Annotated in this window: 12 protein-coding genes; 4 read left to right on the top strand and 8 right to left on the bottom strand. The window is 73.1% G+C overall.

Features of this window, described 5'->3' with window-relative positions; genetic code table 11:
* Positions 1 to 57 precede the first annotated feature (57 nt).
* Together ACIPRD_RS11425 and ACIPRD_RS11420 are read right to left on the bottom strand one after the other, a co-directional pair.
* Positions 58 to 1,560 (bottom strand): metallophosphoesterase, encoded by a 1,503-nt coding sequence (locus ACIPRD_RS11425; protein ID WP_356403012.1) that lies wholly within the window; start codon positions 1,558 to 1,560, stop codon positions 58 to 60.
* Between the two features lie 148 nt (positions 1,561 to 1,708).
* Positions 1,709 to 2,506: an MBL fold metallo-hydrolase gene (locus ACIPRD_RS11420; RefSeq protein WP_401562298.1), complete on the bottom strand. Its 798-nt coding sequence runs from the start codon at positions 2,504 to 2,506 to the stop codon at positions 1,709 to 1,711.
* A 616-nt stretch (positions 2,507 to 3,122) separates the two neighbouring features.
* Between ACIPRD_RS11420 and ACIPRD_RS11415 the strand changes: the two genes are divergently transcribed.
* On the top strand, positions 3,123 to 5,528 hold the full coding sequence (locus ACIPRD_RS11415; protein ID WP_356403006.1) for a M4 family metallopeptidase: 2,406 nt from the start codon (positions 3,123 to 3,125) through the stop codon (positions 5,526 to 5,528).
* Between the two features lie 69 nt (positions 5,529 to 5,597).
* Here ACIPRD_RS11415 and ACIPRD_RS11410 read toward each other — a convergent pair whose 3' ends face one another.
* From ACIPRD_RS11410 to ACIPRD_RS11400, 3 genes are all read right to left on the bottom strand, one after another.
* Positions 5,598 to 6,797: a glycoside hydrolase family 64 protein gene (locus ACIPRD_RS11410; protein ID WP_356403003.1), complete on the bottom strand. Its 1,200-nt coding sequence runs from the start codon at positions 6,795 to 6,797 to the stop codon at positions 5,598 to 5,600.
* Positions 6,798 to 6,946: 149 nt separating this feature from the next.
* On the bottom strand, positions 6,947 to 7,702 hold the full coding sequence (locus tag ACIPRD_RS11405) for a dienelactone hydrolase family protein (RefSeq protein WP_401562296.1): 756 nt from the start codon (positions 7,700 to 7,702) through the stop codon (positions 6,947 to 6,949).
* Positions 7,703 to 7,982: 280 nt separating this feature from the next.
* Entirely contained in the window at positions 7,983 to 8,603 is a 621-nt protein-coding gene (locus tag ACIPRD_RS11400) for an L-threonylcarbamoyladenylate synthase (protein ID WP_356402998.1), read from the bottom strand.
* Between the two features lie 125 nt (positions 8,604 to 8,728).
* On the opposite strand from ACIPRD_RS11400, the gene ACIPRD_RS11395 reads away from it, so the two are divergent.
* Positions 8,729 to 10,264, top strand: coding sequence for a helix-turn-helix domain-containing protein (locus tag ACIPRD_RS11395; RefSeq protein WP_401562294.1), 1,536 nt, complete (start codon positions 8,729 to 8,731; stop codon positions 10,262 to 10,264).
* A gap of 144 nt (positions 10,265 to 10,408) precedes the next feature.
* On the opposite strand, the gene ACIPRD_RS11390 is transcribed toward ACIPRD_RS11395, so the two are convergent.
* Positions 10,409 to 11,728, bottom strand: a complete 1,320-nt coding sequence (locus ACIPRD_RS11390; RefSeq protein ID WP_401562292.1) for a serine hydrolase domain-containing protein — start codon at positions 11,726 to 11,728, stop codon at positions 10,409 to 10,411.
* A gap of 332 nt (positions 11,729 to 12,060) precedes the next feature.
* Here ACIPRD_RS11390 and ACIPRD_RS11385 point away from each other — a divergent pair, with 332 nt between their 5' ends.
* Complete coding sequence (locus ACIPRD_RS11385) at positions 12,061 to 12,660, top strand: hypothetical protein (RefSeq protein WP_401562291.1); 600 nt, start codon at positions 12,061 to 12,063, stop codon at positions 12,658 to 12,660.
* A 177-nt stretch (positions 12,661 to 12,837) separates the two neighbouring features.
* Here the strand turns inward: ACIPRD_RS11385 and ACIPRD_RS11380 are convergent, their stop codons facing one another.
* Entirely contained in the window at positions 12,838 to 13,305 is a 468-nt protein-coding gene (locus ACIPRD_RS11380; protein WP_356402986.1) for a hypothetical protein, read from the bottom strand.
* Positions 13,306 to 13,498: 193 nt separating this feature from the next.
* Entirely contained in the window at positions 13,499 to 14,602 is a 1,104-nt protein-coding gene (locus ACIPRD_RS11375; RefSeq protein ID WP_356402983.1) for a PP2C family protein-serine/threonine phosphatase, read from the bottom strand.
* Between the two features lie 254 nt (positions 14,603 to 14,856).
* Here ACIPRD_RS11375 and ACIPRD_RS11370 point away from each other — a divergent pair, with 254 nt between their 5' ends.
* The gene (locus ACIPRD_RS11370; protein WP_401562289.1) at positions 14,857 to 15,765 is read left to right on the top strand and encodes a GNAT family N-acetyltransferase; all 909 of its coding nucleotides are present in this window, start codon (positions 14,857 to 14,859) and stop codon (positions 15,763 to 15,765) included.
* The last annotated feature ends 148 nt before the right edge of the window (positions 15,766 to 15,913 follow it).

Below are 15,913 nucleotides of genomic sequence, written 5' to 3'. Positions count from 1 at the left end.
GGGGTCGGTCCGATTCTCGCAGCCGAGTGTGACAACCGTGTGATCGGTCCGGCCCGGTCAGCCCAGCGCGATGACGACCTCGTCCTCGACCGGCGGATCGGTCTCCTGCGCGCGCATGCCGGTCGCGGCGAAGCAGCGCAGCCGCACCGACTCCGGGGTGACGTCCAGCCGCAGGAAGGACTTGAAGAACGGCGGGCTGTAGGTGGCGGAGCCGGGGGAGAACAGCTGGGTGTACATCTTCCGCACCGGCAGCCGGAACCGGCGCCGGTGGTCCGGGCGCCGGCCGGTGCCCAGCAGACCCGCGACGATCCGGGTGCGCCGGGTGACGCGGGCGTCCGGGCCGGGCGCGCGCCCCGGCTCGATGCCGAGCCGCTCGGCGACCACGGCCGTCGCCTCCGACTCGGTGAGCGTGAAGAAGCGCCGCAGCCCCAGCCGGCGCCCGTACAGGCGGCTGTAGAAGGCGAGCGAGTCGCCGCGCAGGGGATAGCAGCGGAAGTCCCGCTCGGTGACGTTCGCGACCGAGACCCGGGGAATGGTGTGCGTGGCGTGCATGAAGGCGCCGCCGCCGCCCGAGACGACGTACTGGATCGTCCGGCCGTCCACGTCCACCGGGTAGCGCTGGTAGTTGTGGATGTCGCCGCCGATCGCCGCCACGTAGTGGTGGGCCGGGTCGCGTACGACGTCGTCGACCGTGCCGCCGCCCTCGACGGCGCACGGGTGGTGCTCGCCGTCCACGTACAGCGGCGACCCGGTGATGAGGATCTTCGGCTTCGGCCCCCGGGACACCTCCCGCAGCCACGCGCCCTGTTCGGCGTCGATCGTGCCCAGCAGCCCGGTGTCGATGCCGACGATGCGCACCGGCCCGGCGTCGATCGCCCAGTAGGGACCCGGCTGTTCGGCCTGCTGCCCTGGCGCCCCGCGCAACTCCCGTGCCTCGGCGAGGCGTTGTTCGTCCACCGGCCGCGGCCGGCGCCACAGCGCCGACCGCCACCAGCCGGCCGTCAGGGGCCGGGGAGAGGGCTCCGGGGAGAGGGGCGGGGTGTCGGCGCAGAAGACGCGCATGAACGCGCCGAGATCCTCGTACCAGTCGTGGTTGCCGGGTATCGCGTAGATCGGGGCCGGGTAGTCCTGGTACGGCCGGAAGAACTTGGTGCCGTAGCCGTCCGCGCTGCCGACCGGGTAGTTGACATCGCTCGCGATCACCGCGAACTCCGTGTCCTTGCCGCTCGCGAGGAAGCCGGGCACGACGCAGTACTGGGACGCGTCGCCCTCCCCGGTGTCGCCGATCACCATGAACGAGAAGCGGTCCGGCACCTCCCGCCGGATCACCTTGTCCGCAGGCGCCCCCGCGGCGGCCCGCCGCGCCACCCAGCGACCCCGCGTCCGCCCCGTGGGGTCGCCGAACCACGATGCCACCACGCCGTTCCGGGCCGCCCACAGCGTCTTCGGGTTCAGCCACGACAGTTTCTCGACGTGGTCCGGCATCAACTGCCGGTAGGCGCCGGGCTCGGCCACGCCCCAGCCGGCGCCCTGTGCGGTGTCGCGCGAGGAGTCAGTCACGCGAGGCACGGTAACAATCGCCGGACCAGGGGCTGTTGGGCAGGGCCCCGCCCTGCGCGCGAGCGCGCCCGCCCCGTGCCCGCGCGTGCCTGCCCTGCGCACGGGCGCGCCCGCCCCGTGCCCGTGCGCCCTCCTCCGCGCCCGCGTCCTACGCCCGCATGCTGCGCGCCGCCTTCTCGCCGGGCGCCGTCCGGCGCAGATGGCGGTCGAGCAGGCCGTCCAGCCGTTCCCGGCCGAAGGGGCGCCCGTGGCCCGGGTGGACGACCGACACGTCCAGGGTGGACAGCCGCGTGAGGCTGCGGCGGTAGGCGGCGGGATCCGATTCGGGGAGGTCGTCGACGAGATCACCGTTGTAGATCACGTCGCCGGTGTACAGCGTGCCGGTGTCCGCCTCGTGGAAGGTGACACAACCGGGCGTGTGCCCGGGCAGGTGGACGACGGTCAGGGACCGCCCGCCGCAGGTGACGACGTCACCGTCCAGGAGCGTCCGGGTGACCGTCAGGGGCGCGACGGTGTAGGCCCGCGGGTCGTATCCGGGGTGGGGGAGTGCGTCGATCAGCAGAGGAGGCAGGGGATCCTCCGACGCGTCGATGCCGAGCAGGCGGGCGAGTTCGGGACCGTGCAGGCTCGCGGCGACCCCGCGGGCCAGCGCGTGGGCGGCGGCCGGGTGGGCGGCGCGCTCGCGGAACTCGTGGGCGCCGCCGGCGTGGTCGAGATGGGCGTGGGTCAGAAGGACCAAGGGGTCGCGCTCGAACATCGCCGGCAGCCACTCGCGCAGGGAGGCGACACCGAGGCCCGCGTCGACGACGATGTCGCGGCCGGCTCCGCGCAGCCACCACACGTTGGCCCGAAGCAGCTTGTCCGCGTGCGGCTCGGTGATCCGGGCGACCCCGTCTCCCACCTCGTGCAGTTCGTACCAGCCGTCCGCGACCGGTGGCGCCGTCATGCCCCGGCTCCCGTCGCCCGGGCCCGCGGCCCTGCCGCGAGGAGGACGGCGTGGCGCCCCCGGTCCGCGCCGCGGCGGGGAGCCGACACGGCGATCCGCCCCTCCGGTCGGCTGCCGCGCCGCCGAGCCTCCCGGCAGCCGTAGCCGTAGCCGTAGCCGTAGCCGGCGTCACTGCCGGCTTCCGTGTCCCCGCGGCCGTGAGCCGTCGTCGCCGGGCTCGCCCCGGCAGCAGATGCAGTCATGTCCCGGATCCCATCAGGCGGACGGCCCGCGGGCGAGGCATTCGGGCCAGGCCGAACGCTGCTGTTCCGGCTCGGCATCGACGACCTCGCCGCGACACGGCCCGCCCGCACCGCCCGCATCACCCGTGACGCGGTCCGCGGGACCTCAAACCCTGGCAGGGGGACGGCGGCACGTCATAGGGAAAACCCTCGATTGCCCCCGCACTGGCTGGCATGGACGAGTCAACCCTGACATATTCTCCCCCCGCACGCAGATCCTCCCGTCCTGTTCACGGGTGCACGGTCCCGCACAGCTCAGCTCGCCCGGGCAGCACAGCCGTGTGCCCGGTCTGTCATCGGCCGTGCCCCACACGGCCGCAGCAGGAGGAGTACGAGTGAGACCCCTTCCCCACAGACGTGTTTCCGGCAAGCGGACCGCGGTCGGAGCAGCCCTGGTCTCGACAGCGGCCTTCCTGGCGGTGGGCATCCAGGCGGTGCCCGCCGACGCCAAGCCCGCCGCCCCCCACCCCAGCCCGCTGCGCACCGGCGGCCTGGAAGCCAAGCTCAGCCCGGCCCAGCAGCGCACGCTGGTGAAGGACGCCCAGCAGAAGACCGCCGCGACCGCCCGCAGCCTCGGGCTCGGCGCGAAGGAGAAGCTGGTCGTCCGGGACGTCGTCAAGGACAACGACGGTACGGTGCACACCCGTTACGAGCGCACCTACGCCGGACTCCCCGTCCTCGGCGGCGACCTCGTCGTGCACACCCCGCCCGCCTCGTCGGCCGCCGGCACGGTGAGCGCGACCTTCAACAACAAGCACACCATGAAGGTCGCCTCCACCACCGCGACCTTCACCAAGGCCGCCGCCGAGTCGAAGGCGCTGACGGCCGCCCGGACGCTCGACGCGAAGAAGCCCGCGGCGGACAGTGCCCGCAAGGTGATCTGGGCCGGCGACGGGACCCCGAAGCTCGCCTGGGAGACCGTGATCGGCGGCTTCCAGGACGACGGCACCCCCAGCCAGCTGCACGTCATCAGCGACGCCATGACCGGCAAGGAGCTGTACCGCTACCAGGCGGTCAAGTCCGGTGTCGGCAACACCCAGTACAGCGGCCAGGTGACGCTGACGACCACGCAGTCGGGGTCGAACTTCACGCTCACCGACGGTTCCCGCGGCGGCCACAAGACGTACAACCTGAACCATGGCACGTCCGGCACCGGGACCCTGTTCTCGCAGACCAGCGACACCTGGGGCAACGGCACCACGTCCAACGCCGCCACCGCGGGCGCCGACGCGCACTACGGCGCCGCCGTGACGTGGGACTTCTACAAGAATACCTTCGGCCGCAGCGGCATCAGGAACGACGGCGTCGCCGCCTACTCCCGCGTCCACTACAGCAACGCGTACGTGAACGCGTTCTGGGACGACAGCTGCTTCTGCATGACCTACGGCGACGGAACCGGCAACAACGACCCGTTGACCTCCCTGGACGTCGCGGGCCACGAGATGAGCCACGGTGTCACCTCCAACACCGCCGGCCTCAACTACACCGGTGAGTCCGGCGGTCTGAACGAGGCCACCTCCGACATCTTCGGCACCGGCGTCGAGTTCTACGCCAACAACGCCTCGGACCCCGGTGACTACCTCATCGGCGAGAAGATCAACATCAACGGCGACGGCACCCCGCTGCGCTACATGGACAAGCCCAGCAAGGACGGCGGCTCCGCCGACAGCTGGTACTCCGGCGTCGGCAACCTCGACGTGCACTACTCCTCCGGCCCGGCGAACCACATGTTCTACCTGCTCTCCGAGGGCAGCGGAACCAAGGTGATCAACGGGGTCACGTACAACAGCCCGACGTCCGACGGTGTCGCCGTCACCGGGATCGGCCGGGCCGCCGCCCTGCAGATCTGGTACAAGGCGCTGACGTCGTACATGACGTCGAGCACCAACTACGCGGCCGCCCGCACCGCCGCCCTGAACGCGGCCGCCGCGCTCTACGGCACCAACTCCACCCAGTACGCGGGTGTGGGCAACGCCTTCGCCGGCATCAACGTGGGCAGCCACATCAACCCGCCCGCCAACGGCGTCACGGTGACCAACCCGGGCAGCCAGTCCTCGGTCGTCGGCACCGCGGTGAACCTGCAGATCTCGGCGAGCAGCACCAACGCGGGCGCCCTGAGCTACGCGGCGACCGGACTGCCCGCGGGGCTGTCGATCAACTCCTCGACCGGCCTGATCTCGGGTACGCCCACGACGGCGGCCACCTCCAGCACCACCGTCACGGTGACCGACTCCACCGGTGCCACCGGCACGGCCGCCTTCACCTGGACGGTCCGGGCCGCGGGCAGCTGCTCCTCCAGCCAACTGCTGGCCAACCCGGGCTTCGAGTCGGGAGCCACCGGCTGGACCGCCACCTCCGGTGTTATCACCACCGACTCCGGTGAGGCCGCGCACGGCGGCTCGTACAAGGCGTGGCTCGACGGGTACGGCACCACGCACACCGACACGCTGTCCCAGTCGGTGACGATCCCGGCCGGCTGCCGGGCGAGCCTCACCTTCTACCTGCACATCGACACCAGCGAGACCACCGCGAGCACCCAGTACGACAAGCTGACGGTGACCGCCGGTTCGACCAGCCTGGCGACGTACTCGAACCTCAACGCCGCCTCCGGCTACAGCCAGAAGACGTTCGACCTCTCCTCCTTCGCGGGCCAGACGGTCACGCTGAAGTTCAACGGAGTCGAGGACAGCTCCCTGCAGACCAGCTTCGTCGTGGACGACACCGCCCTGACGACCAGCTGATCGCCTCAACCGGGGCATGACAGCACGGTCCCGCACGCGGAAGCCCTCCGCGTGCGGGACCGCCGCATGTCAGCCGAGCGGGTCCAGGGTCAGCAGCGCCTGCTGCGGGTTGCCGTCGTTCACCAGGGACTCCTGGTTGCCGACGTCGTCGAAGGCGAAGGCGTACGCCTTGCCGTCGGCCATCTGCGCGTGGATGGCGCGCGCGTACTGGTTGGTCACCGCGTCTTGGTAGAAGTTCGCGGAGGACGAGTCCGGCTGGTTGGGGTTGGTCAGCAGCGTCGACCGGTTGTAACCGGCGCACAGCGTGCGGGAGATGGGGCCGCGCACGGCGTCGTTGGGCGCGTCCAGCAGGTTGTGGCAGCCGAAGATGCTGGAGGCGTCCGGCTTCTGGAAGCTGGTGACGACCGCGCCCGAGGAGTCGGTGAAGTTCATGACGTTCCCCGAGACCCGCCCGAAGTACTTGGTGTTGGGCTGCCCCGCGAACGGGGTCACGGTCAGCGTCGACGACGCGTACTTCTGCCAGACCCGATTGACGTAGTCGCTCATCGCGGTCGCCGGGAGCGCCCCGGTCTCCACGCCGTACAGCGGGGACAGCGCCCGCAGCACGGTGCCGTCGGAGCGGGTCTGGACCAGCCCCGACCAGCCGCCCGACTGGCCGCGCAGCGCGTTGATGACGCCGTTGTAACCGCCGCTCTTCAGGTGCCCGGTGGTGCTCACGCTGCCGTCGCCCCGCTGCACGCCGACGGCGTAGGGCGCCGAGAACATGTCCACCTGGGTGCTGTTGAGCCACAGTCCGGCGTCGTTGAGCGTGTACTCCGACCAGTTGAACAGGATGTTGCGGTTGGGGTCGGAGGGGTTCTGCACGGCCGGCTGGACGAGGCCGCCCGTGGTCAGCCGGAAGTCGAGCTTCTGGCCGTAGGAGAAGTAGACCCGGCCGGAGAACTTGGGGATCCGGATCGTCACGGACTGCCCGGCGGCCGGTCCGGCGATCGACGCGTCGGGCGCGGGGGTCGGCGGGTTGCCGCCGGCCGGCCAGGCGTGGAAGGCGCCGCCGGAGTCGGCCCAGCCCTGCCGCCCGGTGGACAGCTGGGTGCCGAGGTCGTAGATGTACACCCGGTCGGAGCGGCCCGAGTTGTTGGTGATCTTCAGGGGGATGGTGTCCGGCACGGCGGCCTCGGCGCGGCCCGGTGAGCCTAGGGCGAGGGCGGTGCCGAACAGGGCGGTCGCGGCCGCGAGGGACAGCGCGGGGCGTGCGAGGGCGTGGGGCACTCTCCACCTCCGTGTGGGGTTCGGGGTGGCACGGGGAATGGTCCGTACCTGCTTGAGAGCGCTCTCAGCGTGGCGGGCAGGTTGCGTACATGTCAATGAGATGGACGGATCCCGTCGGCGCCCGCCGTACGACGGGCGCCGGCCGGGCCTCAGAGGGCGCGCTTGAGCAGGCCGAGCAGGGCGGACCAGTGCCGCTCGTCCGCCTCGCGGTCGTAGGCGGGGGTGTCGGCCTGCGTGTAGCCGTGCCGCGCGCCCTCATAGACCTCGCAGGTGTGCCGCACCCCGGCCGCGGTGAGGGTCTCCTCCAGGAGCCGGATCTGCTCCTCGGGCAGCGAGTGGTCCTGGTCGGCGTGGCCGAAGTACAGCTCGGCGGTGATGTTCCCGGCGCCCAGGTGGGGGCTGTCCGGGGCGTCGGTGGCCAGGCCGCCGCCGTGGAACCCGGCGGCCGCCGCGACCCGGCCGGGGTGCGTGGCCGCGACCCGCAGGGCCAGCCGGGCACCCATGCAGTAGCCGGTCACGGCGACCGGACCGTCGTCGACCAGCGGGCTGTCGGCGAGCCAGCCCAGGTAGGCATCGGCGTCCCGCGAGGCCTCCGCCGCGCCCACCGAACCGACCAGCGGACCGAGCCGCTCCCAGAGCGTCGGATCGGCCGACGGGTCGATGAACTCGCCGAGCGGCACCACCGGGGCGCGGCCGGCCCGGTAGAAGACGTTGGGCACCAGAACGGTGTATCCGGCGGCGGCCAGCCGGTCGGCCATCGCCCGCAGGTGCGGCCGCAGTCCGTAGGCGTCCTGGAAGAACAGGACGCCGGGGTGCGGCCGGCCGTCGGCGGGGTGGACGAGATAGGCGTCGGCGACGCCGTCCGCGGTCGGGATGTCGACTGCTGTTCCCTGTACGGCGGTCATGACGAGAAGCCTCCTGAGGACTCGGTGCCCCGAGGCGGAATCCCCTCGGCGCCCATGTGCGCCTCACATGCTGTCACGCAAGATCCACGACGACGGGAGGGGGCGGCCGGCGGGCATGCCGCGCACGGCCGTCACCGCTGCCGTACCCCTCAGCGCGGTGCCCGCGTGCCACACGGACCGTGAGGGTTCCCGGACCGGGCGGGGGCTCCCGTGCCCCGCCCGTCGCACGCGGACCATGATCACACGCGGACCGCGGGAGGTCTCCTGTGCCCCGCCCGGCTCACTCGAAGCGTGAGGGGTCCCCCGCGCCCCGCCGTACGATCTCCGCCTCGCCGCTGGAGAAGTCCACGACCGTGGTGGGTTCGGTCCCGCAGTCGCCGGAGTCGACCACCACGTCCACCACGTGGTCCAGCCGGTCCTTGATCTCCCAGCCCTGGGTCATCGGCTCCTTCTCGTCCGGCAGCAGCAGCGTGCTGGACAGCAGCGGTTCGTCGAGCTCCGCCAGCAGGGCCTGGGTGACCACATGGTCGGGGATGCGCACACCCACGGTCTTCTTCTTCGGGTGCAGCAGTCTGCGCGGCACCTCGCGGGTGGCCGGGAGGATGAAGGTGTAGCTGCCGGGGGTCGACGCCTTCACGGCGCGGAAGACGTCGTTGTCCACGCGGACGAACTGGCCGAGCTGCGCGAAGTCCCGGCACATCAGGGTGAAATGGTGCCGGTCGTCGAGATGCCGGATGGAACGGATCCGCTCTATCCCGTTCTGGCTGCCCAGCCGGCAGCCCAGCGCGTAACAGGAGTCGGTGGGGTATGCGATGAGTGCCTCCGCGCGCACCGCGTCGGCGATCTGGGCGATGCCACGCGGCTGCGGGTTCTCTGGATGCACGTCGAAGTACTTCGCCATTCACCGAGCTTATGCCGTGAGGGGGTTGCGGTGTTGCCGTAACGGGGGATCCCACCGGACCGTGTCTCGGGTAACGTCCGGCGTCGGAACGCCGAGGTCAGCACGACGACGAGGAGACGCACGACGTGGCCGCCCGAGCCGAGGAGGGCCCCCGCGCCCAGCAGCCGCAGGACACCCACGGCACCTGGGCGCAGCAGCTGCTCGGCCAGCTGGGTTCCGCCGGACGTGATCCGCGACGGGTCGTCGGCTGGCTCGCGCGGACCGTCCGGGCGGACGTCTGCCTCCAGGACGCGCACGGCTCCCTCCTCGCCGGTGAGCGCCTGCCGCTCGACGGCGCCGTCCTCGACCGCCTGCTCTCCGGACGGATCTCCTCCGCCGCGCTCGACGCGGACGGCCGCCGGATCCGCCTGGTCGGCATACGGCACCCCGGACAGGCCCCGGCCGCGGTACTGGCCGTGGCCCGCCCGGAACCCTTCGACCGGCGCACCACCGAGATCCTGCACGGCACCGCGAGCGTCCTGGAACTCCTCCTGAGGGAGCGGGAGCTGACGGAGTCCGCGCACCGGCTGCGACGCGCCTCGGCGGATCTGCGGCTGGCGATCCTGCAGCTCCTGATGGTCGAGGACGTCGTCTCCGCACGCCGGGTCGCCGCGGGCCTGTGGCCCGGTCTCCTCGAACACGACACCGTCCGTGTGTACGTCGTCGAGAGCGCCCCGGAGCGGCGCGACGCCCTCGCCGACGCGTGCGTGGACGCCACCCGGGGACAGGCGCTCGTCGTGCGCTGCCCCGCGGTGGACGGCCACGTCATCGTCGTCGGACCGGCACCCGCCGCCGGGGACCGGCTGCGTTCCGTGCTCGACGGCAGGGCGGACACCTTCCTCGGCGGCAGTCTGCGCCAGCGCCTCGCGCGGACCGCGACCGCCTACGGGCAGGCCGTCAGCGCCCTCGCCGTCGCACGGTTCCGTCCCGACCGCAGTGCCGTCTACGCCACGCGCACCCACCCCGAACGCCTCCTGGACCCGGCCGGTCTGCGCGCCTGGTCCGCCGGGGTGCTGCGCCCGCTCGACACCCTGCCGCACCACACCCGCGCGGAACTCCTCGCCACCACCCGGCTCGGCCTGGACTTCACCGCGGTCAGCGCGGCCAAGGTGCTCGGCGTCAGCCGCAACACCGTCCGCGCCCGCATGGACCGCGTCGAGGCGCTGCTGGGCGCCGACTTCTCCGACCTGACCACCCGCGCCGCGGCCCGCCTCGCGCTCAACAACGAGGCGGCGCACGGCTCGTACGACGGCGACGGTACGGCCGTCCGCCCGGCGGCGCGCGCCGGTCTCGGCGGCCTGCTCGGCTCGGCCGCGCCCCGTCTGTGGGCCCGGGACCTCCTGGCCCGGCTGGACGGCGACGGCCGCGACCTGCGCGGCACCCTGCGCGCCTGGATCGAGGCGGGCGCCAACGCCGAACGCGCCGCCCGGGACCTCGGCGTCCACGCCCAGACCGTGCGCGAGCACGTCCGTGCCGCCGAACCCGTGCTGGAACGACAGCTGCTGGCCGGCGGCAACGACCTGTACGAGGTCGTCCTCGCCCATCTGGCCACCGGCGCGCTCACGGCACCCGCCCTCGGCGGGACGAACGCGCACCAAGCGGACTCACCTGTGCACGGGTGAGTGCTCACCGCCTCCGAGAGGGCACGGGCGCGATGGCCGCGGTCCGGACTTCGCACGTAGGTTCCCGTCTGCGGGGCACGACCGGAACGGGGGGCCGGTCGGGGCCCCGCACGTCGTTCCGGACGGCAGGCCCCGCCGCCGGGTTCACCGGCCCTTGGGCGCGGCGGGCAGGTCGTACACGTGGTCCGGGGAGACGATGCCGGTGACCGCCTTGCCCAGCAGGGTGCTCGGTTCCTGGCCCGCGTGGCTGATGTCGGTGTTCAGGAGCACCACCATGGTGGCCCGCGCCGACGGCAGATAGACGGTCAGGGACTCGTACCCCGGCAGGGAGCCGTTGTGGCCGATCCAGCCGTGCACATCGAAGATGCCCAGCCCGTATCCCACCCCGGGGACCGAGGTCGACGGGGTGACGAGCCGCTCCCGTTGCGTGGCAGGGTCCACCATGCGCACGCCGTCCGGGTATTCGCCCGTCGCCACCGTGCGCGCCCACACCCGCAGGTCGTCGAGCCGGGAGATCATCGCCCCGGCCGCCCAGCCCCAGGACGGGTTCCAGTCGGCCGCGTCCGCGACCTTGCCGTCGGCCGTCTGGTTCGTGTAGCCCTGCGCGTGCGGGTCCGGGAACTCCGCGCCGGTCGGGAACACCGTGTGCCGCATGCCGGCCGGCCGCAGGATGTGCTGGGCGATGTAGTCGCCGAGCTTCTGCCCGCTCTGCTTCTCGACGACCAGCCCGAGCAGGATGAGGTTGGTGTTGGAGTAGAAGAACTTGCTCCCCGGCGGGAACATCACCGGGTGCTTGAAGGAGTAGTCGAGCAGCTCCTGCGGGGTGAAGGGACGTTCCGGGTCGGAGGTGAGGGCCTTGAAGAAGCCTTCGTCCTCCGAGTAGTTGAACAGTCCGCTGCGCATGCCGGCCAGCTGCCGCAGGGTGATGCGGTCGCCGTTCGGCACGCCGTCGACGTACTTGCCTATGGGGTCGTCCAGGCCCGCCTTCCCCTGGTCCACCAGTTTCAGCAGCGCGGTCACCGTGAAGGTCTTGGTCTCGCTGCCGATCCGCATCGACAGGTCCGGCGACATCCGCTGACCGGTGCTCTTGTCGGCGACACCGAACGAGCGGACGTAACTCCCGTGGTCGGGCGTCCAGATGCCGACGGTCGCACCCGGGATGTCCGCCTCGCGCATCACCTTGCGCACGGCGGCGTCGAGCTCCCGCGCCACGGCCGGGGTCAGTTCGCGGACGCCGGTGCCCGGCAGGGAGGCGGTGGGACTGGCCGACGGAGTGGGGCCGGGCGGATCGGCGGCGGGGGCGAGGGGCAGCGGGCCGGCGGACACGGAGGACGCCGCCGGTCCCGTGAGTGCCGTGGGCGCGGGTGCGGCCCCGGCGGGGGTGCCCGTGAGAGGGACCGTCAGGCCCCCGGCCACCGCGGCTGCGGTGATCCCTCTGCGCAGGCGTGCGGATGTTCGCGACATGGGCTGACTCCAAGCACGTGAGAACTCCAGGGACGCGAGGTGAACGTGCGGTGGGTGGGACGCCGGACCCGGGCCCCCAGCATAGGAGCGCTCACCTCGCCACGCCCGTCGGCCGTACGGGTGCCCCGCGCGGCCCGGTGCCGGCGCTGTGCGGGGGCTCCGCGCGGCGGCCCTGCGCGGGATGCCTGCCGGCGTTGCCCGGGATGCCTGTCGGCCTTGCCCGGGATGCTTGTCGGACGGGCGGAACCCTCCGTTCGAGGGCTGTGCTCACCCGGGCCGGTGAGCCCACGGGTCCGGGCGTACCGGCCGCGCGCCCCGGACGTTGCCCCGGCATGAACGCCACCGACGACGTGGACGACGTGGATGATGTGGATGACGCGAACGCCGTGGACCGTGCGGGCCGCACGGATCGCACGGGCCGTGCGGGTTCCTGGGAACGGCGGGGGAGTGCGCCCGGCCGAGGCGACGGGCGCGGCGAGGGCCGGACGGCGGCCGGGGCGGTCCCGGCCGACCGGACCGCTCGCGTGGACGGCCGTGCACGCATGGGCATGACGCTCGCGACGGCCCGTACGGACGGGACGGCCCTGACGCGCCGGGGTGCGCGGGCCGCCCGGAGCGACCGGCCGGCTCGCGCGGGCGCGGTGGACCGGTTCCGTGAGCCGATCTACGCCCAGCTCCTCCTGGAGTGGCGGATCCTCGGCCGTACGGTGCCGGGCGAGCCGGACCCCGCCCGGACGCCACCGGCACGGTTCACGCCGGGCCCTCTCGCCGAGGCCGGCGTGTCCCGCGTGCGCCCCGAGCACGGCGCGCCTCGCAGGCGTCCCGAGAGCGGCGCCGTGGCCCATGGCCGCCCCGAGGGTGCCGGACCCCGCGCGTGTCCCGAGGGCGCCGTACCCCGGGCCCGTCCCGACGGTGAACCGGAGCGCGGCTGACCCGCCGTGTCCGCCGCGCATGCCGTGCCCGCCGAGTCCGGCGCGCCAGCCGTGCCCGCCGAGTCCGCCAAGCCCGCCGAGTCCGCCGTGCCTGCTGAGTCCGCCGTGCCCGCCGGGCCGGCTCGGCCTGCGCCGTCAGGGACCCGGAGGCCCGCCGGGCCGGCGCCGCTGGTCCCGTCAGGGGCCCGGAGGCGGTGCCAGTACGGCCAGTCTGCCGTTGGCCTGGCGGAGGGCCGCCTCCAGGGTGTCGGGCCGGTGCAGGATGCCGGTGCCGTCCGGCGGTACCAGCCACTCCAGGGAGCGGGCGGGCCGGTACGGCGGGGGGACGGCGACCCAGGAGCCCCGCGTCGCGTACCGCAGCCCGTCGCCCACCCACCGGTCTCCCGGGTCCGGCGGGAGGAAGAAGCCGATGCGGGCCGCCGCGCTGTCCACCAGCGTCGGCCCGGGAGCGTGCGGCGAGGGCAGCCACAGGATGTCCAGGGCGACCAGACCGAGCCGCTCGGGCACGCTCAGGACGTCCCAGAAGCGGCCCGCCTCCAGCAGCGCGACCCCTTCGCCGTGGTCCCAGTCCCACTTGCACGTGCGGGGGTCGGGCGCCGCCGCGGCGAGCCACTCCACGCCGCGCATCCACATCCTGTTCGACATCTACCGCTCCGGGTGATCGTCACTCGCCTCGCGGGGGTGCGGGGAAAGACCGAGGCCGGGACGTTCGGTGTGAGCCCACTCCAACCCGGCATATGCATGCTCGTAGATATTTCTACGTGGCGGAAGGGGTGGCGAAGCATGGCGTTTCGGTGGGTGTGTTCGAATCCCGTGAGCTGGTTCGTCCGCCCGGCCGTCAGTCCGGCGGCGCGGGGGTCAGCACGAGCATGCTGGCGTCGTCGCGCACGTCGTACCGCAGCCGCAGCAGATCCGCCCAGACCGCGTCCGGGAGGCCGGCGGGCGTGGTGGCCGCGAGCGCGGTGAGCCGGGCGGGCAGCGGATAGAAGGTGCCGGAGGAGTTGCGCGCCTCCCAGACCCCGTCGGAGGCCACGAACAGCCGGTCGAGCGGGTCGAGCGTCACCGTCAGTTCCTTCGGCGGATCCAGGTCGAGCAGCCCGATGCCCAGCGGCGGGCACGCCGGGACGGTGATCTCCCGGGCCCGCCCCGCGTGCAGCAGCACGGGCGGCGGATGACCGCAGACCACCAGCCGCACCGTCCGCGCGTCGCCGGAGAACTCCAGCAGCATCACCGTGGCGAACAGTTCCGCGTGCCGTACGCCTGCCGAGTCCACGGCGAGCCTGCGGTCCATCCGGGCGGCGACGCGTTCCAGCTCCTGCTGGTCCAGCGCCGCCTCACGGAACGCGCCCAGCAGCGACACCACGGTCGTGACCGTCGTCAGCCCGTGCCCCTTGACGTCGCCCATCACCGCCCGCACGCCGTACGGCCCGTCGCGCACGTCGAAGAAGTCGCCGCCCACCAGCGTCCCGTGCTGGGCCGCGCGGTAGAAGCCCGCGCACCCGACCGGTCCGACACGCCTCGGCAGCGGCGGCTGCACGGCCCGCTGCACCGCCTCGCCGATCGCGCGCTCCGTGTCCAGCTGGGCGTCCCTGCGGCTGCGCACGTAGGAGACGAAGACGCTCAGCAGGGCGACGAACACGATGGTGAGCAGATCGGTGTCGCCGGGCCGGTTCAGATGCGTGACGGGCAGGTTCAGCGCGAGGACGACCAGACCGCCGAGGACGGCGGTGCCCCACGGACCGTACGACAGGACGGCGAGCGGCGGGATCGCGCCGAGCAGGAAGCCGAGATCGCGCGCGTGCGAGGTGACCCTCGTCGCGAGGGACACCGCCACCAGCAGCAGCACCGGGAGCAGTCGCACCCACCACGGCGGCGGCGCGCCGCGCAACCAGCCGCGCCCGTCCCGGTCCCGACGCGGCCGCCGGCCGCGCACCGATCTCACATGCCCACGCTACGCCGTCGCCGCCGAGGGGGCCTTTTCCGGGCCCCGGAGCGCCCGCGGACCGGGGCCGCGCAAAAGGTGTGGACGCCGGTACGGGCGCCCGCCTACCGTGACCGTCACGCCCGAGACGGCCGGAAGGAGGCGAGCGTCATGCAGGTCCCTGTCATCCAGCGCTCCTCCCTCCCCGTGTCCCGGGCGTGCCGGGTCTGACCTGACCGGGAGCGCCGCGCCACGTACGCCTCCCGGAGGAATCCATGACCGCACCGGTCGTCCGCGCGCTCGACGCGAGCAGCGCGCACCTGTTCGACACCTTGCCCGACCCGCTGGGCTTCCGCGAGAAGCACCGGCTGACCCTCCACCGCCCCGACTGGAAGCGCGTCGCCCTGCGCGCCGGGCGCCCCGTCGCCCGTGCCGCCTGGTGGGGGCGCCCCGAGGACACCGAGCCGCTCGTGATCAACTGGTTCGACGTCGAGGAAGGCGAGGAGGAGGCGGGAGCCGAACTCCTGCGCAGCGCGCCCTGGCGGACCGAGGAACTGGAACTCGACCTGCCCCCGGGCTGGCGTGACGTCCCCGGCAGCCGGGCCGCCGTCGCCACCCGCACCGCCGCCGCCGGCCTGGCCGGGTACGCACTGCTGGCCGAACGCTTCGTCTACCGCTGGACCCCCGTCCACGGCCTGCCCGAACGCCCGGGCCGCCTCCGCTTCTCCCCGGAACCCGACGACGCGGTCTTCCACGACGCCCTGCGCCGCATCCACTCCCGCACCCTCGACGCCCATGCCCTGCGGGCCATCGCGGAAGGCGGGGTGGAACAGGCGGCCCAGGAGGAGATGGACATCTTCCGGTGGATGCCGTCGCCGCGCGAGTGGTGGCAGGTCGCCCGCACGCCCGAGGGCGCACTGGCCGGCATCCACATCCCCGCCCGCAACCCCGCCGGTCCCTGCGTCGGATTCATCGGCGTCCTGCCGGAACAGCGCGGCCACGGCTACGCCTTCGACCTCCTCGCCGAGTGCACGCACCATCTCGCCGAGCGCGGAGCCGAGTTCATCGCCGCCGCCACCGACCAGGGCAACACGCCGATGGCCGCCCACTTCACCCGGGCCGGCTATCCCGTCGTGCGCGAACGCCTCAACTTCTGGGCGGGAGAGGCATCCTGCCGAGATTGACCCCCCGACCGAACCCCGACTGGCCCCCGGCGGGACACCGGTCCGGACGCAGGGACGCAGGGACGCAGGGACGCAGGGACGCAGGGACGCAGGGACGCAGGGACGCAGGGACGCAGGGACGCAGGGACGCAGGGACGCAGGGACGCAG

The organism is Streptomyces sp. NPDC090108, assembly GCF_044747185.1.
Classification (GTDB): Bacteria; Actinomycetota; Actinomycetes; order Streptomycetales; family Streptomycetaceae; genus Streptomyces.
This window is presented reverse-complemented; position numbering and strand designations above follow the sequence as displayed.